The organism is Variovorax sp. OK605, from assembly GCF_900115445.1.
In the GTDB taxonomy this organism is placed as follows: Bacteria; Pseudomonadota; Gammaproteobacteria; order Burkholderiales; family Burkholderiaceae_C; genus Variovorax.
Genome location: NZ_FOWL01000014.1, coordinates 72229 through 88951, shown reverse-complemented (window position 1 = coordinate 88951; position 16723 = coordinate 72229). Strand labels below are relative to the sequence as shown.

8 protein-coding genes are annotated in these 16723 nt (G+C 68.2%); 1 reads left to right on the top strand and 7 read right to left on the bottom strand.

Features of this window, described 5'->3' with window-relative positions:
* Nucleotides 1–40 precede the first annotated feature (40 nt).
* The 7 genes from BM013_RS29775 to BM013_RS29745 all read right to left on the bottom strand — a co-directional run bounded on the left by BM013_RS29775 (nt 41) and on the right by BM013_RS29745 (nt 14770).
* Nucleotides 41–445 (bottom strand): VOC family protein, encoded by a 405-nt coding sequence (locus BM013_RS29775; RefSeq protein WP_143072558.1) that lies wholly within the window; start codon nt 443–445, stop codon nt 41–43.
* On the bottom strand, nt 442–5199 hold the full coding sequence (locus tag BM013_RS29770) for an RHS repeat-associated core domain-containing protein (protein WP_093131817.1): 4758 nt from the start codon (nt 5197–5199) through the stop codon (nt 442–444). Before BM013_RS29770 ends, BM013_RS29775 begins: the two co-directional genes overlap by 4 nt.
* A gap of 61 nt (nt 5200–5260) precedes the next feature.
* Nucleotides 5261–5683 carry a hypothetical protein gene (locus tag BM013_RS29765; protein ID WP_093131815.1) on the bottom strand — a complete coding sequence of 141 codons (423 nt, stop codon included), beginning with the start codon at nt 5681–5683 and terminating at the stop codon, nt 5261–5263.
* 125 nt (nt 5684–5808) lie between these two features.
* Entirely contained in the window at nt 5809–6141 is a 333-nt protein-coding gene (locus tag BM013_RS29760) for a hypothetical protein (protein WP_093131813.1), read from the bottom strand.
* Between the two features lie 34 nt (nt 6142–6175).
* The gene (locus BM013_RS29755) at nt 6176–11041 is read right to left on the bottom strand and encodes an RHS repeat-associated core domain-containing protein (protein WP_093131811.1); all 4866 of its coding nucleotides are present in this window, start codon (nt 11039–11041) and stop codon (nt 6176–6178) included.
* A gap of 95 nt (nt 11042–11136) precedes the next feature.
* Nucleotides 11137–11631 carry a pentapeptide repeat-containing protein gene (locus BM013_RS29750; RefSeq protein ID WP_093131809.1) on the bottom strand — a complete coding sequence of 165 codons (495 nt, stop codon included), beginning with the start codon at nt 11629–11631 and terminating at the stop codon, nt 11137–11139.
* A 7-nt stretch (nt 11632–11638) separates the two neighbouring features.
* Nucleotides 11639–14770, bottom strand: a complete 3132-nt coding sequence (locus BM013_RS29745; RefSeq protein ID WP_093131808.1) for a type VI secretion system Vgr family protein — start codon at nt 14768–14770, stop codon at nt 11639–11641.
* 238 nt (nt 14771–15008) lie between these two features.
* Between BM013_RS29745 and aspT the strand changes: the two genes are divergently transcribed.
* Nucleotides 15009–16718 (top strand): aspartate-alanine antiporter, encoded by a 1710-nt coding sequence (gene aspT / locus BM013_RS29740; protein ID WP_093131806.1) that lies wholly within the window; start codon nt 15009–15011, stop codon nt 16716–16718.
* The last annotated feature ends 5 nt before the right edge of the window (nt 16719–16723 follow it).

Genomic DNA, 16723 nt, shown 5'->3' with positions numbered 1-16723 from the left:
GCGATGGCCGCGCCAGTTGCGCCTGCTGCGCCTGCTGCGCTCAATCCATGTCCTGGTAGCCGCTCCACCCCGACACATCGACCCCGGCTTCGTCCTCGAAGTTTTCCGAGATCACCTCGATGAAGTTGCCCGACGGGTCCAGGAACCTCGCGAAATAGAAGCCGGGCGTGCGCGCCAGCATGTCGAACGCGACACCCTTGTCTTTCAGGCGCGCGCAGAAGCTGGGGAAGTTCTTCTCCAGAGAAAACTCGTACAGCGCCCCGCTTCTTTTCTCGCCCCGGTCGGCGTACTTGAAGCAGACCGCCAGGTTCGCGTGCCCCGGCACCCTCAAAACGCCGAGCTCCGCGTCGCGCTCGTAGCCCAGAACATCTTCGTAGAAGGTGTTCATCTGCTCGGGCATGTCCTTCTTGCGGAGCATCGGAATGTGAATGGTCAATGGCTTCATCTTCCGTACCGTCCTTTTGCCTTGGGCCGCGAGCTTTCCTTGGCGCCGTCGCGCGCCGCCACGGTGGCGCACTGGTTCGACCTGTAGACCTTCGCGCCGACCCGGCCCAGGGCCTTCTTCTCGGCCGCATAGAACGGGCTGCGGTTGGCCGCGCCATCGATCCCGATGTCGATGAAGTCGTAGCCTTCGGCCGCACGCTGCCGCACCCACAGCGCGTTGGCGGCCACGGCCTTCTGCTCCCAGGCCTTGCTGCCGAACTTCTCCTGTGTCGCGCCGGAGGCAGTGGTGATGGGGATCCAGTCTTTCTTGATGGTCCGGAATTCGTCGCAGGGGAACTTGAGCCGCATGGCCGCAGCATAAGCTTCGACCGAGGTCTGCCCTTCGCCCAGGATCACGTACTTCTTCAGGCCCAGCGGGTCGATGAACGCGGTCGGATTCGGCGCATAGGCCATGGCATTCAGCCCGCCGGCCAGCCCGATCGGGTCTTGCGACACGAAGCGCCCGCTCTCCGGGTCGTAGTAGCGGTAGCGGCTGTAGTGCAGCCCCGTCTCCTCGTCGAAGTACTGCCCCTGGAACCGTATCGGGTTGCGCACGCCGGCCCGCCGGCCGGCCTCGGTGATGGCCTCGCGCGCCTCGCCCCAGGCCTTGTACTGCGCAGACCACGCCACCTGCCCCTCGTGGTCGGTCAGCTCCTGCGGCGTGCCCAGGTGGTCGCACTGGTAGAACGAAATCTCGCGCCGGTCGAAGGGCGCGGGCACCCGTCGCTGCGCCCCGTTCCACAACGGGTCCTGCTCGATGTCGTACACGCCGCCGTTGGCGTCCATCAACGCCTTCGTGTCCGTGGTTTCGCCCAGCAGCACGGCATGCGCCTGGCGGACCTGCAGCAGCGGCACGAACGCATCGCGCTCGTGGATGTAGTGCACGCCGAAGCCCTGGCCGCGCCCTTCGTCCTGCGCGGCGCGGCTTTGCGTGCTCTCGAACGCGAGCAGGTCGCCGTCCCAGCCGAACAGCGTCGTGGCATCGCCCGACTGCTTGGCGATGCGGCGGCCCATGGGGTCGTAGCTGAAGGTGGTGGTGACGCCGCCCTGGTCGGTGGCTGCGGTCATGCGGTTGAAGCCGTCCCACGCGAACACGGTGCGCCAGCCGTTGCGCACGCGCTCGGTCATGTTGCCGCGTTCGTCGTAGCGGTAGCTGGTGCCGGCGTAGTTCTTCAGCAGGTTGTCCAGCAGCTTGCCGGCCGGGTGCCCGAGCGCGTCGCCGGCCGCTGGCGGCTCGGCGATGTTGCCCGCCGGATCGAAGGCGAACACCTCGCGCCCGACACGGCTGTTGGCTTCGAGCAGGCGCCCCACCGGGTCGTAGCGGTAGCCGAGCGCGCCGCGCCGGCTGTCGCCGATGCCGACGAGCTGGCCGGCCTTGTCGTAGCTGTAGCTGCGCTGGATGCCGGTGAGTTCGATGCCTCCGGGCCGGGTGCGCGAGATCTGCTGCTCGAGCAGCCGGCCCGCGGGGTCGTACTTCAGCCGCTGGCTCAGGCCGTTGCCCTGCTCGCGCGCCACCTCGCGGTGCAGGTCGTCGCGCTCGAAGCCCAGGATGTCCTGCCCGTCGAGCATCAGGCCGTGCACATGGCCTGAGCCGTAGGTCAGCCATTGCGTCACGTGGCCGTCGGGCCGCACGGTGGCGACGCGCTGGTTGAGCTCGTCGTAGCGGTGCTGCCACACGGCCGTGCGCTTGCGCGCCAGGTAGTGGTGGTGCTCGCGCGTCAGGTTGCCGGCCGCGTCATGGAACCACTGCAGGCGCGCGTCGGCATTGACCGCCTCGGTCAGGCGGCCGTCGCGGTCGTAGGCGAATCGCTCCGACTGCCCGCCGGCGCGGCGCTCGGCCAAGCGGCCCATCGAATCGAATTCGAGCTCTGTGCGCACGCCCGCCTCGACCACCCCGGCCAGCACACCGGTGGCCTCGTCGCGCAGGTACTGCGTGGTCTTGCGGTCGAAGCCGGTCTCCTCGAGCAGGCGGTCCACCGGGTCGTAGCGGAAGTTGTAGCGGCTGCCGTTCTCGTTGTGCAGTTCCGCGAGGCGGCCCAGCAGGTCCCAGTGGTAGCGCAGCGCGCGGCCTGCGGCGTCGGTGCGCCCGGCGATGAGGCCGGCGCGCGTGTAGCTGTAGCGCGTGGCACGGCCTAGCGCATCGGTGTGCGTCAGCAGGCGGCCTTCGGCGTCGTGCACGAAGTGCTCGCTGGTCTCGTCGGGCAGCACGAGTTCCTCGAGATGGCCGGCGGCGTAGCGGTAGCTGGTGGCGCCGCCCGCCGCGTCGGTGGCCTTGGCGAGGCGGCCGCGCTCGTCGTACTCCCAGTGGCTGGTCTTCGCGGAGCAGTCGGTGTAGCTGAGCAGTTGGCCGGAAGGCGAATAGGCCAGCGCCTTCACGCCGCCCTTCGCATCGGTGATGCGCACCGGCCGGCCGGCCTTGTCGTAGGCGTACGCGGTCTTGTGGCCCAGCGGATCGGTTTCTTCCGTGAGGCGGCCCTGCGCGTCGTGGTCGCGCTTCCACGCGCCGCCCTCGCCGTCGAGGATGCCCGTGAGCCGGTGCGCAGCGTCGTACTCGAAGTGCACCCGGCTGCCGTCGGCGCGCGTGTGCATCTGCAGGTTGCCGTCGGCGTCGTAGCTGTAGTCGTCGGTGCTGCCGTCGGTGTGCACATGGCGCGTGACGTTCTTCGCGTCGTCGCGGAAGAACCACTCCTGCAGCCGGTCGGGATGAATGATGCGGTAGGTGTAGCCCTGGATGTCGTAGTAATGCCAGGTCTCTCCGCCCAGCGCATCGGTCACGTAGGTCAGGCGGATGTTGCGGTCCCACTCCAGCGTGAGCGCGAAGCTGCCGTCGTCCGACCACTCGCGCACGGCCTTCGCATTGGCGCCGGTGCCGTCGTAAAACAGGTTCATGCCGCGACCGGTGCGGTCGGTGTAGCGCGTGACGAGGTGGTGCGCGTAGGTGTAGCTCCAGCTCGCGCCGTCTTCGTCCTGCGCGGCCACGAGGTCGCGCTCGGCATCGTGCGTGTAGGCCGCAAGCTGGCGCACCACCTGGCCGTCCTTCAGCTCATGCAGCGACTGGATCAGGCCGGTCTGCATGTCGGGCCGCGTGCCCACGTGCGCCATGATCGATTCGCCCTGCTTGCTCACGATGTCGCTCAGCACGCGCTCGCCCGTCGAGGCAATCAGGTGGTCGTAGCGCAGGCCGATCGACTTGCCGTCCTTCGCCTGCTGCGCGACGAGCCGGAAGTGTGGCTGCCGGCTGTCGACGCGTTCGTAGATCTCGCGCCACTCGGCCTGCTCGCCAGCGGGCAGCGGCTTGCCGAAGTCCAGCGCCAGCAGGTTCGCGCTGAGCAGCGAGATGCCGACCTCCTCGATGGGATCGAAATACGTCTGGCCGACCTCGAGCAGCGGGTAGGCATGGCTTCGTCCGTCGGCCGCGTGGTACACGAGGCTGGCCTGCCCCTGGCGTGCGCCGCGCACCGGCGTGGCCACGTCCACCCGGATGCCGTAGGGCGTGATCCACCGCGCGCCCATGCTGCCGCGGTCGAAGGCGTCGAGGTCGCTCGCATAGGTACGCACCCACTCGATCGGCAGCGGCGCCGCCAGCACGAAGTCGGTGTGCATGAAGCTCTCGTTGCCGGTCGCGAGGCTGATCGACGCGCCCTTGCGCGCCGGCGCGGGGCAGTTCTTGCAGCCGCCGGTTCCCTGCGCTGCCGCCTGCTTGGAAATGCGTTCGAGCTGCCCGGGCGGCTTGACCTCTTCAGCCTTGGCGCCGGCCTTCGGCGGCACGGTCACCGTGTGCTTGCCCTTCTTGCGCAGCAGCGCGTCCCTGAGCTTGTGCAGCAGCCACATGATGCTGGCCTGGGACTCCTTGTTGGCCAGCGCCGACAGCTGGCTGCGCAGCAGGCGCTTGAAGTCCAGCATCTGTGTGACGACGCCTTCGACGCGGCCGGCAAGCCCCGCGGGCAGCTGGTTGGCCGCCGCCTTGGCCACGTAGTTCGCCGACTGCTTGGTGTAGCGCACCGCAGTGCCCCACATGCGACTCCAGGTGCTCTGCGTCTTCGGGTCGTAGGCCCGCGTTTCCGCCGCAACGGGCTTGGCAACGGTGAACAGGTCCTTCTGGCCCAGCACGCGCCGCAGGATGTCCACCAGGTTGTCGATGAGCTGGTCTGCCAGGTCGGCGCAGCTCTTGAGGATGCCGTCGAGCTTGGCGATCGCGCCGTCGATGAACTTGTCGAGCTCGCCCATGATGGTGGCGTTCAGGTGCCCCACCAGGATGGTGACGATCGCCTCGCCGAGGTTGGACGCAGCGGCCTTCAGCTCCTGCTTCACCAGGTGCAGCGTGGGCCGCAGGCTCATGCGCGCCGCCGCCATGCTCGGCGGCAACGGGATCAGCCCGATCAGGTTGATGCCCAGGCTCACCCACAGCAGGAAGGTCTCGATGCCGTCCTTCGCCTTCTTCTCGACGATGTTGATGATGTCCAGGAACACATCCACCAGCGCCATGATGTTGCCGACGATGGGGATGCTGCCCAGCACCATCGTCAGCCGCTCCAGCGTGACGTAGCCGCCCGAGAAGGAGCGCAGCCAGTCGTCCACCGCCTTGCTCGCGGCGGCGACGTCTTCCTTCACGATGGTGTTCAGCGGCGCCACCGCCGTCTGCGGTTCGCGCTGCGCCGGCTGCTGGCCCTGGCCTTGGCCTTGCCCCTGCTGTTGCGCTCCTTCGTTGCCTGCCATCTCTTCTCCCTCGCTCCGTTGCGTTGCCCTGTCGTGGACGCGGTCGATCGTCAGGACCGGATCAAGGCCTGATCACGCAGTCCTTCATCGTCAAATACGCCGACCCCATCGCAAAGCCGACCTCGCAGCTCGCGGTGAACTTCGCACCGCTGCGCATCTCGCCCATCTTCCGGTTCTGCGCATCGTCCGCCGGGGTCAGCCGGGCCAGTTCCTCGTTGCCGCGCACGTCGGCGGCGCGGATCACCGCGCTGCCGCCGAAGGAGTCGGACGCCTCGACGACCACCGCCGCGAACTGCACGCGCTTGCCGTACTCGGGCATGCCGTGCGCACGCCGGCCCTGCTTCTCGTAGCTCTGGTGGAGCTTGGTGAGCGTGGTCTTCGTTTCCTGCTGCGCGGCGCAGAGCGAAGCGGCGGCCACGAGCGAAGCGGCGATGCAGGCGGTCGTGACGGCCCTGGCGGTCCTGGTGGTCCTGGTGGTCTTCATGTGCAGGAAATCTGTCGGTTGGTTTGTTGTTCGGATGAATGGCATCTCGACCGGCAAGGCCAGTCGGCAAAAAGGCCGTCACAGGCCGTCCCACGGTCTCGCTCGACCGATGCCGGCCTCGGCCGCTAGCGGCTTCCCTGTTCCCTGAGGATCTCGCCCGACGTCATGGAGGCGATGTACAGCACCGATCGCCCCAGCTTGCTGGCGTTGCCGATCCCCTTCTGGCCTGGCGGCAGCTTGGCCGAGAACGCGATGCCGATGGTGTTGACGCCGCTCTCGTCTTCGCCGTTTTCCTTCTTGCGCTCGGCGATGTGAACGTTGAAGTTGTTCAGGTCCTGGCCGGTCGCCGCGAACAGCCTGTACGCGTGGTTCAGGGCAACGACCACCGGCGTGTTCAGCAGCAGTTGGTCCGGCGACTCGACCTCGAAGATCGGCGCGGCAGAGGCATTGAGGTTCATACAGATTCCCAGCGCTATGGCAATGATCAGGCCCCTAGAGCCTGTAGGTTTGATTGGTCTGCGGGCTGTAGCCCTTGTAGCCGTCGCTCGGCGTGCCGAGATAGGCCCGGTAGTCGGGATCATCATGTTTCATTCCTGTCTTGGCGGCCGTCTTGTCTTCCGGAGAGAAGTCGTTGCTCGCGTAGTAGTCCTTGGCCCGCGTGGTGCGGTTTCCGTTCCGGTCGGAGTGGTCGCCGTGGGTGTGCCAATAGGCCACTTCCTGCGCGCACTTCGGAATGCTCGGGGACGACGGATCCCAGGGATTGACGGTGTCCTTCTCGCCCCGGGTCGCCTTGGTGTAGTCGTACTTGCCGTCGGGCGTCCTGTAGACCAGTCCCCCGTACTCCACGTTGTCGCGGATGGACTTGTCGTTGTAGCGCATCACCGCCGCCTTGGCCGCGCCGTCCGACGTGGCAAAGCGTCCGCTCTTGGGCTTCTTGCACGCCGGCGCGGCCTGCAGGCCCAGCGGGTCGACCCACGCCACGGGGTTGGGCACGTACGCGTGCGTGTTGATGCCCCCGCCCAGGCCCAGCGGGTCGCTGCTGACGAAGCGGCCGGCCTGCGGGTCGTAGTAGCGATGCCGGTTGTAGTGCAGCCCCGTCTCGTCGTCCAGGTACTGGCCCTGGAAGCGGATCGGGTTGGCAAAGCCGGCCCTTCTTCCGGCCTCGCTGATGACCTCCTTCGCCTCGCCCCACGCCTTGTACTGCGCCGACCAGGCCACCTGGCCGTTGTGGTCCGTCAGTTCCTGCGGCGTGCCGATGTGGTCGCACTGGTAGAAGGCAATCTCTTCCTTCGCGAAGCCGGCCGGCGCGGGCAGTTGCTCGCCGTTCCACAGCGGGTCTTGCGCGATGTCGTACCGCCCGCCGTTGGCTTCCATCAGCGCCTTCACGTCGGTGCTCGCGCTCAGCGCAATGGCTTTGGCCTGCCTGATCTGCACCAGCGGCACGAACGAATCGGGCTCGTGGATGTAGTGGACGCTCGAGCCGCGGCCTTGCCGCTCGCTGTCGCCCGCCATGCTCTGCGTGCTCTCGAACGCGAGCGTGTCGCCGTCCCAGCCGAACAGCGTCATGGCGTCGCGCGAGCGCTTGGCAATGCGCCGCCCCAGCGGGTCGTAGCTGAAGCGGGTGCTGCCCTCTTCGCTGGTGGCGGCGGCCATGCGGTTGAAGCCGTCCCACTCGAACGCGGTCTTCTTTCCGTTCCTCACGCGCTCGGTCATGTTCCCGCGCTGGTCGTAGCGGTAGGTGGTGCCCGCGTATTCCTTCAGCAGGTTGTCGAGCAGCCGGTTCACGGCATGTAGGCCCGAGCGGCTGTCGTTGCCGGTTGCGTCGGCGATGTTGCCCGCGGGATCGAAGGCGAAGGTCTCGCGGCCCAGGCGGCCGTTGGCTTCGAGCAGGCGGCCGACGGGGTCGTAGCGGTAGCTCAGGTTGCCGCGCCGGGTGTCGCCGATGGCGGTCAGCTGGCCGGCCTTGTCGTAGCCGTAGTTGCGGCGAAGGCTCAGCGCATCGGCCGTACCGGCTGTCCTGGCCGCCCCGGCAGTACCCGCCTTGGCGTGCGAGATGTGCTGCTCCAGCAGCCTGCCGACAGGGTCGTAGCGCAGGCGCTGGTCCAGCCCGTTGCCCTGCGCGCGGCCGACCTCGCGATGAAGATCGTCGCGCTCGAAGCCCAGGATGTCCTGTCCGTCGACGAGCAGTCCGTGCACGTGGCCCGAGCCGTAGGTGAGCCACTGGGTCACGTGGCCGTCGGGGCGCACGGTGGCAATGCGCCGGTTGAGCTCGTCGTAGCGGTGCTGCCACACGGCCGTTTGCGAACGGGCCAGGTGGTGCTGGTGCTCGCGCGTGAGGTTGCCCGCGGGGTCGTAGAACCACTGCAGCTTGGCGTCGCCGTTGGCGGCTGCTATCAACCGGCCGTTGCGATCGAAGGCGAAACGCTCGGCCTGCCCCTGGCCGGCATTGCGCTCGACGAGCCGCCCCATGGGGTCGAAGTGAAAGACCGTGGTGTGCCCGCCGGCCTCCACGACCTGCGCCAGCGCGCCGGAGGCCTCCTCGTAGAGGTATTGCCTGCTTTGCCTGTCGAAGCCGGTTTCTTCCAGCAGCCGGCCCGCCGGGTCGTAGCGGAAGTTGTAGCGGCTGCCGTTCTCGTTGCGCAGTTCGCTCAGTCGGCCCAGCAAGTCCCAGTGGTAGCCCAGCGTCCGGCCCGCGGCGTCGGTGCGGCCGGCCACCAGGCCGGCGCGGTTGTAGCTGTAGCGGGTGCGCCGGCCCAAAGCATCGGTGTGGGCGAGCAGGCGCCCTTCGGCGTCGTGCGCGAAGTGTTCACGGGTCTGGTCGGGCAGCGAGACCTCTTCGAGCCGGCCCGGGTGATTGGCTTCGTTGCCCGAGGCAGCCTCGCCCGTGGGGGTGTAGCGGTAGCGCGTGGCCTGCCCCGCGGCATCGATGGTCTTGGTCAGCCGGCCGCGGCTGTCGTACGCCCAGCGGCTGGTCTTGCCCGAGCAGTCGGTGTAGCTGGCGAGCTGGCCGGCGGGCGTGTAGCTGAGCAGCTTCGTGCCGCCCTTGGCATCGGTGATGCACACGGGCCGGCCGGCCTTGTCGTACGCATATTCGGTCTTGTGACCCAGCGGGTCGGTCTCTTCGGTGACGTGGCCCTGCGCGTCGTGGTCGCGCTTCCAGATGTTGCCTTCGGCGTCGCGCAGGCCCGTCATGCGGTTCAGCCTGTCGTACTCGAAATGCACGCGGCTGCCGTCGGCGCGCGTGTGCATCTGCAGGTTGCCGTCGGCGTCGTAGCTGTAGTCGTCGGTGCTGCCGTCCGCATGCACGTGGCGGGTGAGGTTCTTCGCGTCGTCGCGGAAGAACCATTCCTGCAGCTTGTCCGGGTGAATGACGCGGTAGGTGTAGCCCTGGATGTCGTAGTAGAACCAGGTCTCCCCGCCCAGCGCGTCGGTCACGTAGGTCAGGCGAATGTTGCGGTCCCACTCCAGCGTGAGCGCGAAGCTGCCGTCGTCCGACCACTCGCGCACGGCCTTCGCATTGGCGCCCGTGCCGTCGTACTGCAGGTTCATGCCGCGGCCGGTGCGGTCGGTGTAGCGCGTGACGAGGTGGTGCGCGTAGGTGTAGCTCCAGCTCGCGCCGTCTTCGTCCTGCGCGGCCACGAGGTCGCGCTCTGCGTCGTGCGTGTAGGCGGCGAGTTGGCGCACCACCTGCCCGTCCTTCAGCTCCCACAGCGACTTGATCAGGCCGGTCTGCGCATCGGGCAGCGTGCCCACGTGCGCGACGGTCAGCTCGCCCTGCTTGCTGATCACGTCGCTCAGCACCTGCTCGCCGGTCGAGGCGATCACGTGGTCGTAGCGCAGGCCGATGCTCATGCCGTCCCTGGCCTGCTGGGCCACGAGCCGGTAGTGCGGCCGGCCTTCGACCCGCTCGTAGACCTCGCGCCAGTCGGCCTGCTCGCCAGCGGGCAGCGGCTTGCCGAAGTCCAGCGCCAGCAGGGTCTCGCTCAGGCGGGTGAGCGTCACCGCCTCGATGGCGTCGCGCCAGACCTGGCCCACGGCCAGCACGGGGTACGCATGTTCGCGGCCGTCGCCCGCGCGGTAGACCAGGCTCGGCTGGCCCTGGCGTGCGCCCTTGGCCGGCGTGACGATGTCCACGCGCGCGCTGTAGGGCGTGATCCAGCGTGCACCGAGGCTGCCGCGGTCGTACGCGTCGAGCTGGCTGCTGTAGCTGCGCGCCCACTCGATGGGCAACGGCGCCGCCAGCACGAAGTCCAGGTGCATGAAGCTCTCGCAACCCGTTGCCAGGCTGATGGAGCCGCCCACACGCGCGGGCGCCGGGCAGTTCTTGCAGCCGGCCGTGTTCTGCGCCGGCGCCTGCTTGTTGATGTGCTCGAGCTGGGCGCCCGGCTTGTCCTTGTCGGCCACCGCGCCGGTGCTCGGCGGCACGATGGCGCCGCGCTGGCCCTTCTTGCGCAGCAGCGCCGCCTTCAGCTTGTTCAGCAGCCACCGGATGCTGGCCTGCTCTTCCTGGCTCGCGAGCCGCCCGAGCGTGGCGCGGAACGAGACCTTGAAGTTCAGCAGGCTCTCGATCACCTCGTTGACGCGGCCCGCCAGGCTCGGCGGCAGCCGGTTCGACGCGGCCTTGGCCACGTAGTTGGCCGACTCCTTGGTGTACTTCACGGCGCTGCCCCAGAGCCGGCTCCAGGTGCTCTGGGTCTTGGGGTCGTGCACGTTGGTCTCGGCGGCGGCGGGGGTGCCGGTGTCGAACATGTCCTTCTGGCCCAGCACGCGCCGCAGCACGTCGACCAGGTTGTCGACCACGTCGTCGGCCAGCTTGGCGCAGCTCTGCAGCATCTCGCCGAGCTTCGCGATGGCGCCGTCGATGAAGGTCTCGAGCTCGCCGGCAATGGTCGCGTTCAGGTGCCCCACCAGGATGGTGACGACGGCCTCGCCGAGGTTGGAGGCGGCGTTTCTCAGCTCCTGCTTCACCAGGTGCAGCGTGGGCCTCAGGCTCATGCGCGCCGCCGCCATGCTCGGCGGCAACGGGATCAGCCCGATCAGGTTGATGCCCAGGCTCACCCACAGCAGGAAGGTCTCGATGCCGTCCTTCGCCTTCTTCTCGACGATGTTGATGATGTCCAGGAACACATCCACCAGCGCCATGATGTTGCCGACGATGGGGATGCTGCCCAGCACCATCGTCAGCCGCTCCAGCGTGACATAGCCACCCGAGAAGGAGCGCAGCCAGTCGTCCACCGCCTTGCTCGCGGCGGCGACGTCTTCCTTCACGATGGTGTTCAACGGCGCCACCGCCGTCTGCGGTTCGCGCTCCTCCGCGGCCGGTGCCGGCTGTTGCGGCGGTCCTTGCGTCCCTGACATTCTTGTAGGTCTTTCTTGCGCTGCTGCGCGGTCTCTGCGAATTCAGCCCGCCGTTCGGCGGGTCTCGTCCAGTCGATTCAAACGATTCGGTCGGTTCAGTTGATCTGTGCGTTGCGGAACTCGAGCCGCTCGAAGGTGCTTCCGGTGAAATCCACGCAATGGCCCTGCAGCCCCTCCCCCGTGACCACCGTGCCGCTGCAGTCCAGCACCTCCACGCTCGACCACTGCCCGCGCGCGAAGCTCAAGCTGTCCCAGTGGCACTGGCGAAAACTCGTGTGGCTCAGCTGGCTGCGGTCGAAGTTCGATTGCGCGAAGCTGCAGTCGACGAAGGTGCAGCCGGTGATGGCCATGGCTTCGAAGTCGCACTGCGTGAAGCTGCAGCCCGTGAACCGGCACGCGCTCCAGCCGGCCTGCTTGAAATTGACGGCGGTGAAGCTGCTGCCGTTGAAGCTCGAGCCCGCGAACTGCGCCAGGCCGAGGTCCAGGCCGGCGTAGGCGAAGCTGTCGGCCTGCCCCGCCAGCCCGGCCGGCGCGCCGCCGGCGCCTTTGCGCCAGAGGTCGTGCGCGAGGATGATGACTTGCGAAGACATCGGCCGCTCAACCCATGAAGCCCGGCGTGCGCCCGGCCGGCAGCGCGTTGCCGGCCACCGTGGACACACCCGGCTTCAGGGCGCCTGCGGCGCCACCCACCGCGCCATTGACGGCGCCGTTCACTGCACCGTTCACCACGCCATTCATCCCGCCATTCACCGCACCGCTCATCACGCCGGTGATCGGCACCCCCATCGGCCCCAGCTTCGCGCCCGCGGCCTGTATCGCCATGCCGCTCGCCGCCTGGCTGGCCTGGCCGAGCAGCGCCTTGGCGCCGCCCTGCTGAACGGCCTGCGCGGCGCTCACCGCCTGCTGCGCCACGCCGGCGGCCTGCGTCACCTGGCCGATCGCGCCGGCGGCCTTGCTGCTCAGGCCGGCGACGCCGGCCAGCGCACCGGCCGCGCCGAGCGCGTTGCCGCCGCCCGCGAGCAGGCCCTGAGCGCCGTTCATGGCGCCCGTGCCGACGGCGCCCAGCGCGCTGCCCATGCCACCCTCGGCGCCGATGCCTGAGACGCCGCTGCCGCTCTCGCCACCCCCGCCCACGGTCGCACCCTTGGCCTTCCACTCGTCCGGCGTGCCGAAGTAGCTGCCTTCGTCCCACGGGTCGCGCGGGTCCTTGCCGAAGGTGACCTTGGCCGTGCCGATGGGCAGGCCCGCCACGCTGGCGAAGCCGTTGCGGTCGAGCGTGCCGGCGTGCGTGCCGCCTTCGGAGTCGACCACGGTGTAGTCGCCCTGCGCCACGCCCTGGCGCTTCTCGCCGGTCTGCTTGATGTACTGGTGGTACAGGTCGAGCTGGCCGCGCGGCAGCGGCGTGGGGTTGGGCAGCGACGGCTTGCCCTCGCTGGCCGGACCGACCAGGCTGTGCACCGACGCATGCTCGCGCCAGGTGCCCGAGGTGCCGTGCTCGATGCCGCCCGAATTCCAGCGGCTGTAGCTGGAGCCGCCGTTGATCACCACCTCTTCTTTCGCGCTGATGGTGATCTTGTTGGCCGTCTGCGTGATGTTGAGCTTGGCCAGCACGTTCACGCTGTCCTTCAGCGCCGAGATGTCGATGTCGGCGCTCGCCGCCACCAGCTTCATGCCGGCCTTGTGCGCGAACATCCGCACCGCGTTCTTCGCGCTCACCAGGAAGCTCTTGCCCGCGCTCACGCTGGTGTGGCCGCCGCTGGTGACCGCGTTGTGCTCGTTGCTCGCAATGTGCGTGGAGCCCTGCGCGGTGCTCTGGATGCCCGCCTTGCTCGCCAGCACCAGGTGCGGCTCCTGGAGCTCCGGGAACTCGCCCTGCGCGCTGTTGCCGCCGCCCTGGCCCTTGATGGCGTCGTTCTGCTCCTTCAGGCCTTGCGTGACTTCGTCCTGGTCGCCCGCTTCGTGCGCCTTGGCTTCCTGCGCCGCTTCGCTCAGGCCTTCGTGCAGGTCCCTGGCCTGCGTGAGCCGCGCCACCGTCTCGCCCATGTCGGTGGTGTGCGCCTGCGCGTTGGCGCGCGGCTCGGTGGTCACCAGCAGGCCCTTGGCGGCGCGCAGCGCGCCGTGGCCGTCGGTGCGCAGCTCGAAGCCCTGGCCGCGCGGCTCCTGGCGCCCCGCGGTGTCCTCGATGCGCCCGATGTGGCCCACGCTCAGCTGGCTGGCCTGGTGGTCGCTGCGCAGCTGCGCCTGGATCTTGCCTTGCGTGTCGTCCAGCACCAGGTGGTTGCTGCGCCCGCCGCCGAGCTCGCGGCTCCGGATGCCCGACAGGTGCTTCTGCCCCGGCAGCTCCCAGGCCGGCATGGTGTCGGCGTTGTGCACGCAGCCCGTGACGATCGGGTAGTCGGGGTCGCCGTTGAGAAAGTCGACGATCACCTCCATGCCGATGCGCGGCACCGACGTCATGCCGAAGGTCGAGCCCGCCCACGCGGTCGACACGCGCACCCAGCAGCTGGAGTTCTCGTTGTCCTGCCCCAGCCGGTCCCAGTGAAACTGCACCTTGATGCGGCCGTACTGGTCGGTCCAGATCTGCTCGCCCTGCGGCCCCACCACCATCGCCGTCTGCGGCCCGCGCGTGCGCGGCCTGGCCGTGGTGCGCGCGGGGCGCCAGGGGTAGCTGGTGGCCTGCGCGTCGAAGGCGAAGCGCTGCACCGAGCCCTCGGTGCCTTCCTTGCCTTCGCTGGCCTGCAGGGTCTCCTGCAGGTGGTAGCTCACGCCCACCAGCAGGTACTGCTGGTTCTGGTCGGCGCGCGGATGGCCGGTCAGGCGCAGCGTGTGGCCGGTGGCCAGCTCGCGCAGGTTCGAGCGGCCGGTGACGCGGCTGCGCTGGCTCAACTGCTCTTCGTTGCGGATGCGCGCATAGGTCTCGCCGTCGCCGTGCTGCGTGAAGCCGCCGGGCCATTCGTACTGCTCGTGGCTGTCGTGGTCGTGCCCCGGCGGCATCTGCCGCAGGTGCGAGAGTTCGGCCTTGGGCTTCTCGAAGTCGTAGTCGTCGTTGTAGTGATGGCCCGGGCGCACGTCCTCCGCGGTCTCCCACGCGTAGATGCGCTCGCGCTGGCCGGGGCCGCCGGCCATGCCCGACTTCTCCAGCGGGTGGTAGCGCACCTCTTCGCCGCCCGGCAGCGGGCTGTGCGAACCGGCGATGTCGTCGGCGAACACCAGCACGTGCTGCGCGGCCTCGTGCCGGAAGTAGAAGTAGATGCCCTCGAGCTCGCACAGCCGCGCGACGAAATCGAAGTCGCTCTCGTGGTACTGCACGCAGTAGTCCCAGCGGCGGTAGTCGGCGCGCGTGAGCTTCTTCTCCACGGGGTAGCCATAGGTGGCGAGCACCTCCGTGAGGATGTCGGGCACGCTCTTCGCCTGGAATATGCGGAAGTCGCTGCGCCGCGTGGCCAGCCACAGCCAGGGGCGCAAGCGCAGCCGGTAGAACGAGTGGCGCGCGTCTTCCTGCTGCAGCCCGAAGCGCGTGGCAATGCCGCCCAGGTGGCGCACGCCGCCTTCGGTTTCCACCGCCACGGTCGCGGCCTTGCCCAGCAGCGCCTTGGGGTCGAGCGCGTTGCTGTTGCCCAGCAGTTCGATGTCGAACGCGTAGAGCTGGCTGAGCGCTTCACGGCCCACCAGCTGGCGAAACTGCAACGCCTCGCCCAGCGGCGTCTGGATGGTGACGCGGCGGTTCATTGCGGAACCAGCGCCTGCCTATAAGACAAACCGCCTAATTGAAATTGATTCAATACGAATATCGTTTGCAAAATGAGCTTCATGCCCACCTCCCTTTGCATGTTTTCACAATTATTTTAAATGTTGATTTATCGTAAGAAACAATTCGAATAATTGGAAATCGAGCAGCTTAGAAAAAAGTTCTCTCTAATTAAGAAGAAATAAGCAACAACAACCGCGCAGCGGAGGAAATGGCCTGGTGATCTCAGCGATAGCCGAAGTCCTGGGGCGCCAGCCCGAAATTGCACTGTTCCTCGTGCTGGCGGTCGGCTATGCGGTGGGGCAGATCCGCTTCGGGCCGGTGCAGCTCGGCGGCATCTGCGGCACGCTGATTGCCGCGCTGTTCGTCGGCCAGCTCGGCATCCGCCTGGACGACAGCGTGAAGAACGTTTTCTTCATGCTTTTCATCTTCGCGCTCGGCTATGCCGGCGGCCCGCAATTCTTTGCCAACCTCGACGCCAAGGGATTGCGGCTCGGCCTGCTTTGCCTGGTGGAAGTGGTGGTGGTGCTGGCATTGGTGCTGGCCGCCACTGTTTTTCTTTCGCTCGACCAGGGCACGGCGGCGGGCCTGATGGCCGGCGCGGCCACCGAATCGGCGGTGGTGGGCACGGCGACCGACGCCATTTCCAAGCTCGCGCTGCCGCTGGCGGACATCCGGCAATTGCAGGCCAACGTGGTCACGGCCTACTCGATCACCTACGTGTTCGGGCTGATCGCGATCGTCATCGTCACCAGCCAGGTGTTTCCGCTGCTGTTGCGCGTCGACCTGCGCGCGGAGGCCGACCGGCTCTGGAAGACGATGGGCGGCGGCGGCGAATCGCTGGACGCGGCCAGCGCCACGCCCGAGATGGTCGGGCGCGTGTTCCTGGTCACGGTGGGCCGGGGCCGCACGGTGGGCGAACTCACCGCGATCTTCGGCGGCCACGCCAGCATCGAGCGGGTGATGCGGCGCGGGCAGAGCCTGGCCGTGGCACCCACGTTGCGGCTGCAGGCCTTCGACGAGGTGCTGGCCATCGGGCGGCGCAGCGTGCTGGTGAACGTGGCCGAGTTGCTGGGCCGCGAGTTCGCCAACACCAGCGCCTTCGATGCCGTGGTCGAGACCACCGAGGTGGTGGTCAACCGGCGCGAGTGGTTCAACCGCAAGCTGTACGAACTGCACGAGCTGCACGACCTTGGCACGCCGCTGCCCCCCGGCGTGCAGATCGTGGGCCTGGCGCGCGACGGCAACCCCATGCCGCTGCTGCACGACATGACGCTGCAGCGCGGCGACGTGCTCAAGCTCTACGGCCCGGTGCTCGACGTGGCCCGCGCGCTGCCGCTCATCGGCGACCGCGTGGTGGCCTCCACGCACAGCAACATCAGCTACGCGGCGGCGGGCATCCTGCTGGGCGTGTTCATCGGCAGCTTCAGCGTGAAGCTCGGCGGCATTCCATTCTCGCTGGGCACCGGCGGCGGCGCGCTGGTCACGGGGCTGCTCTTCGGCTGGTACCAGTCGAAGAACCCGCACCGCCTGAGCGTGCCGCCCGAGGCGCTCGCGCTCATGAAGGACCTGGGCCTGGCCACCTTCATTGCGTGCGTGGGGCTGGCCTCGGGCCCGCAGGCGCTGTCGCTCATCAAGAAATTCGGCATTGCCCTGCCGCTGGTGGGCGTGGCCATCGCGGTGGTGCCGGCGACCATTTCGCTGTTCGTGGGGCACCGGCTGCTCAAGCTGGAGGCTCCCGTGCTGCTGGGGGCCATCGCGGGCCAGCAATGCAGCACGCCCGCACTCAGCGCGGTGCAGAACGCCGCGGGCAACGCCACGCCGCTGCTGGGCTACACGATCACCTATGCCATCTCGAACGTGGTGCTGCCGCTGATGGGCCCGCTCATCGTGGCGCTGGCCGGGCTGGTGGCGCACGGCGCGAAATGAATCTG

Bases quoted from the DNA above. Each gene is read 5' to 3' on its own strand.
- BM013_RS29775 (WP_143072558.1), bottom strand. From the start codon at position 445: ATGAAGCCATTGACCATTCACATTCCGATGCTCCGCAAGAAGGACATG.
- BM013_RS29770 (WP_093131817.1), bottom strand. From the start codon at position 5,199: ATGGCAGGCAACGAAGGAGCGCAACAGCAGGGGCAAGGCCAAGGCCAG.
- BM013_RS29765 (WP_093131815.1), bottom strand. From the start codon at position 5,683: ATGAAGACCACCAGGACCACCAGGACCGCCAGGGCCGTCACGACCGCC.
- BM013_RS29760 (WP_093131813.1), bottom strand. From the start codon at position 6,141: ATGAACCTCAATGCCTCTGCCGCGCCGATCTTCGAGGTCGAGTCGCCG.
- BM013_RS29755 (WP_093131811.1), bottom strand. From the start codon at position 11,041: ATGTCAGGGACGCAAGGACCGCCGCAACAGCCGGCACCGGCCGCGGAG.
- BM013_RS29750 (WP_093131809.1), bottom strand. From the start codon at position 11,631: ATGTCTTCGCAAGTCATCATCCTCGCGCACGACCTCTGGCGCAAAGGC.
- BM013_RS29745 (WP_093131808.1), bottom strand. From the start codon at position 14,770: ATGAACCGCCGCGTCACCATCCAGACGCCGCTGGGCGAGGCGTTGCAG.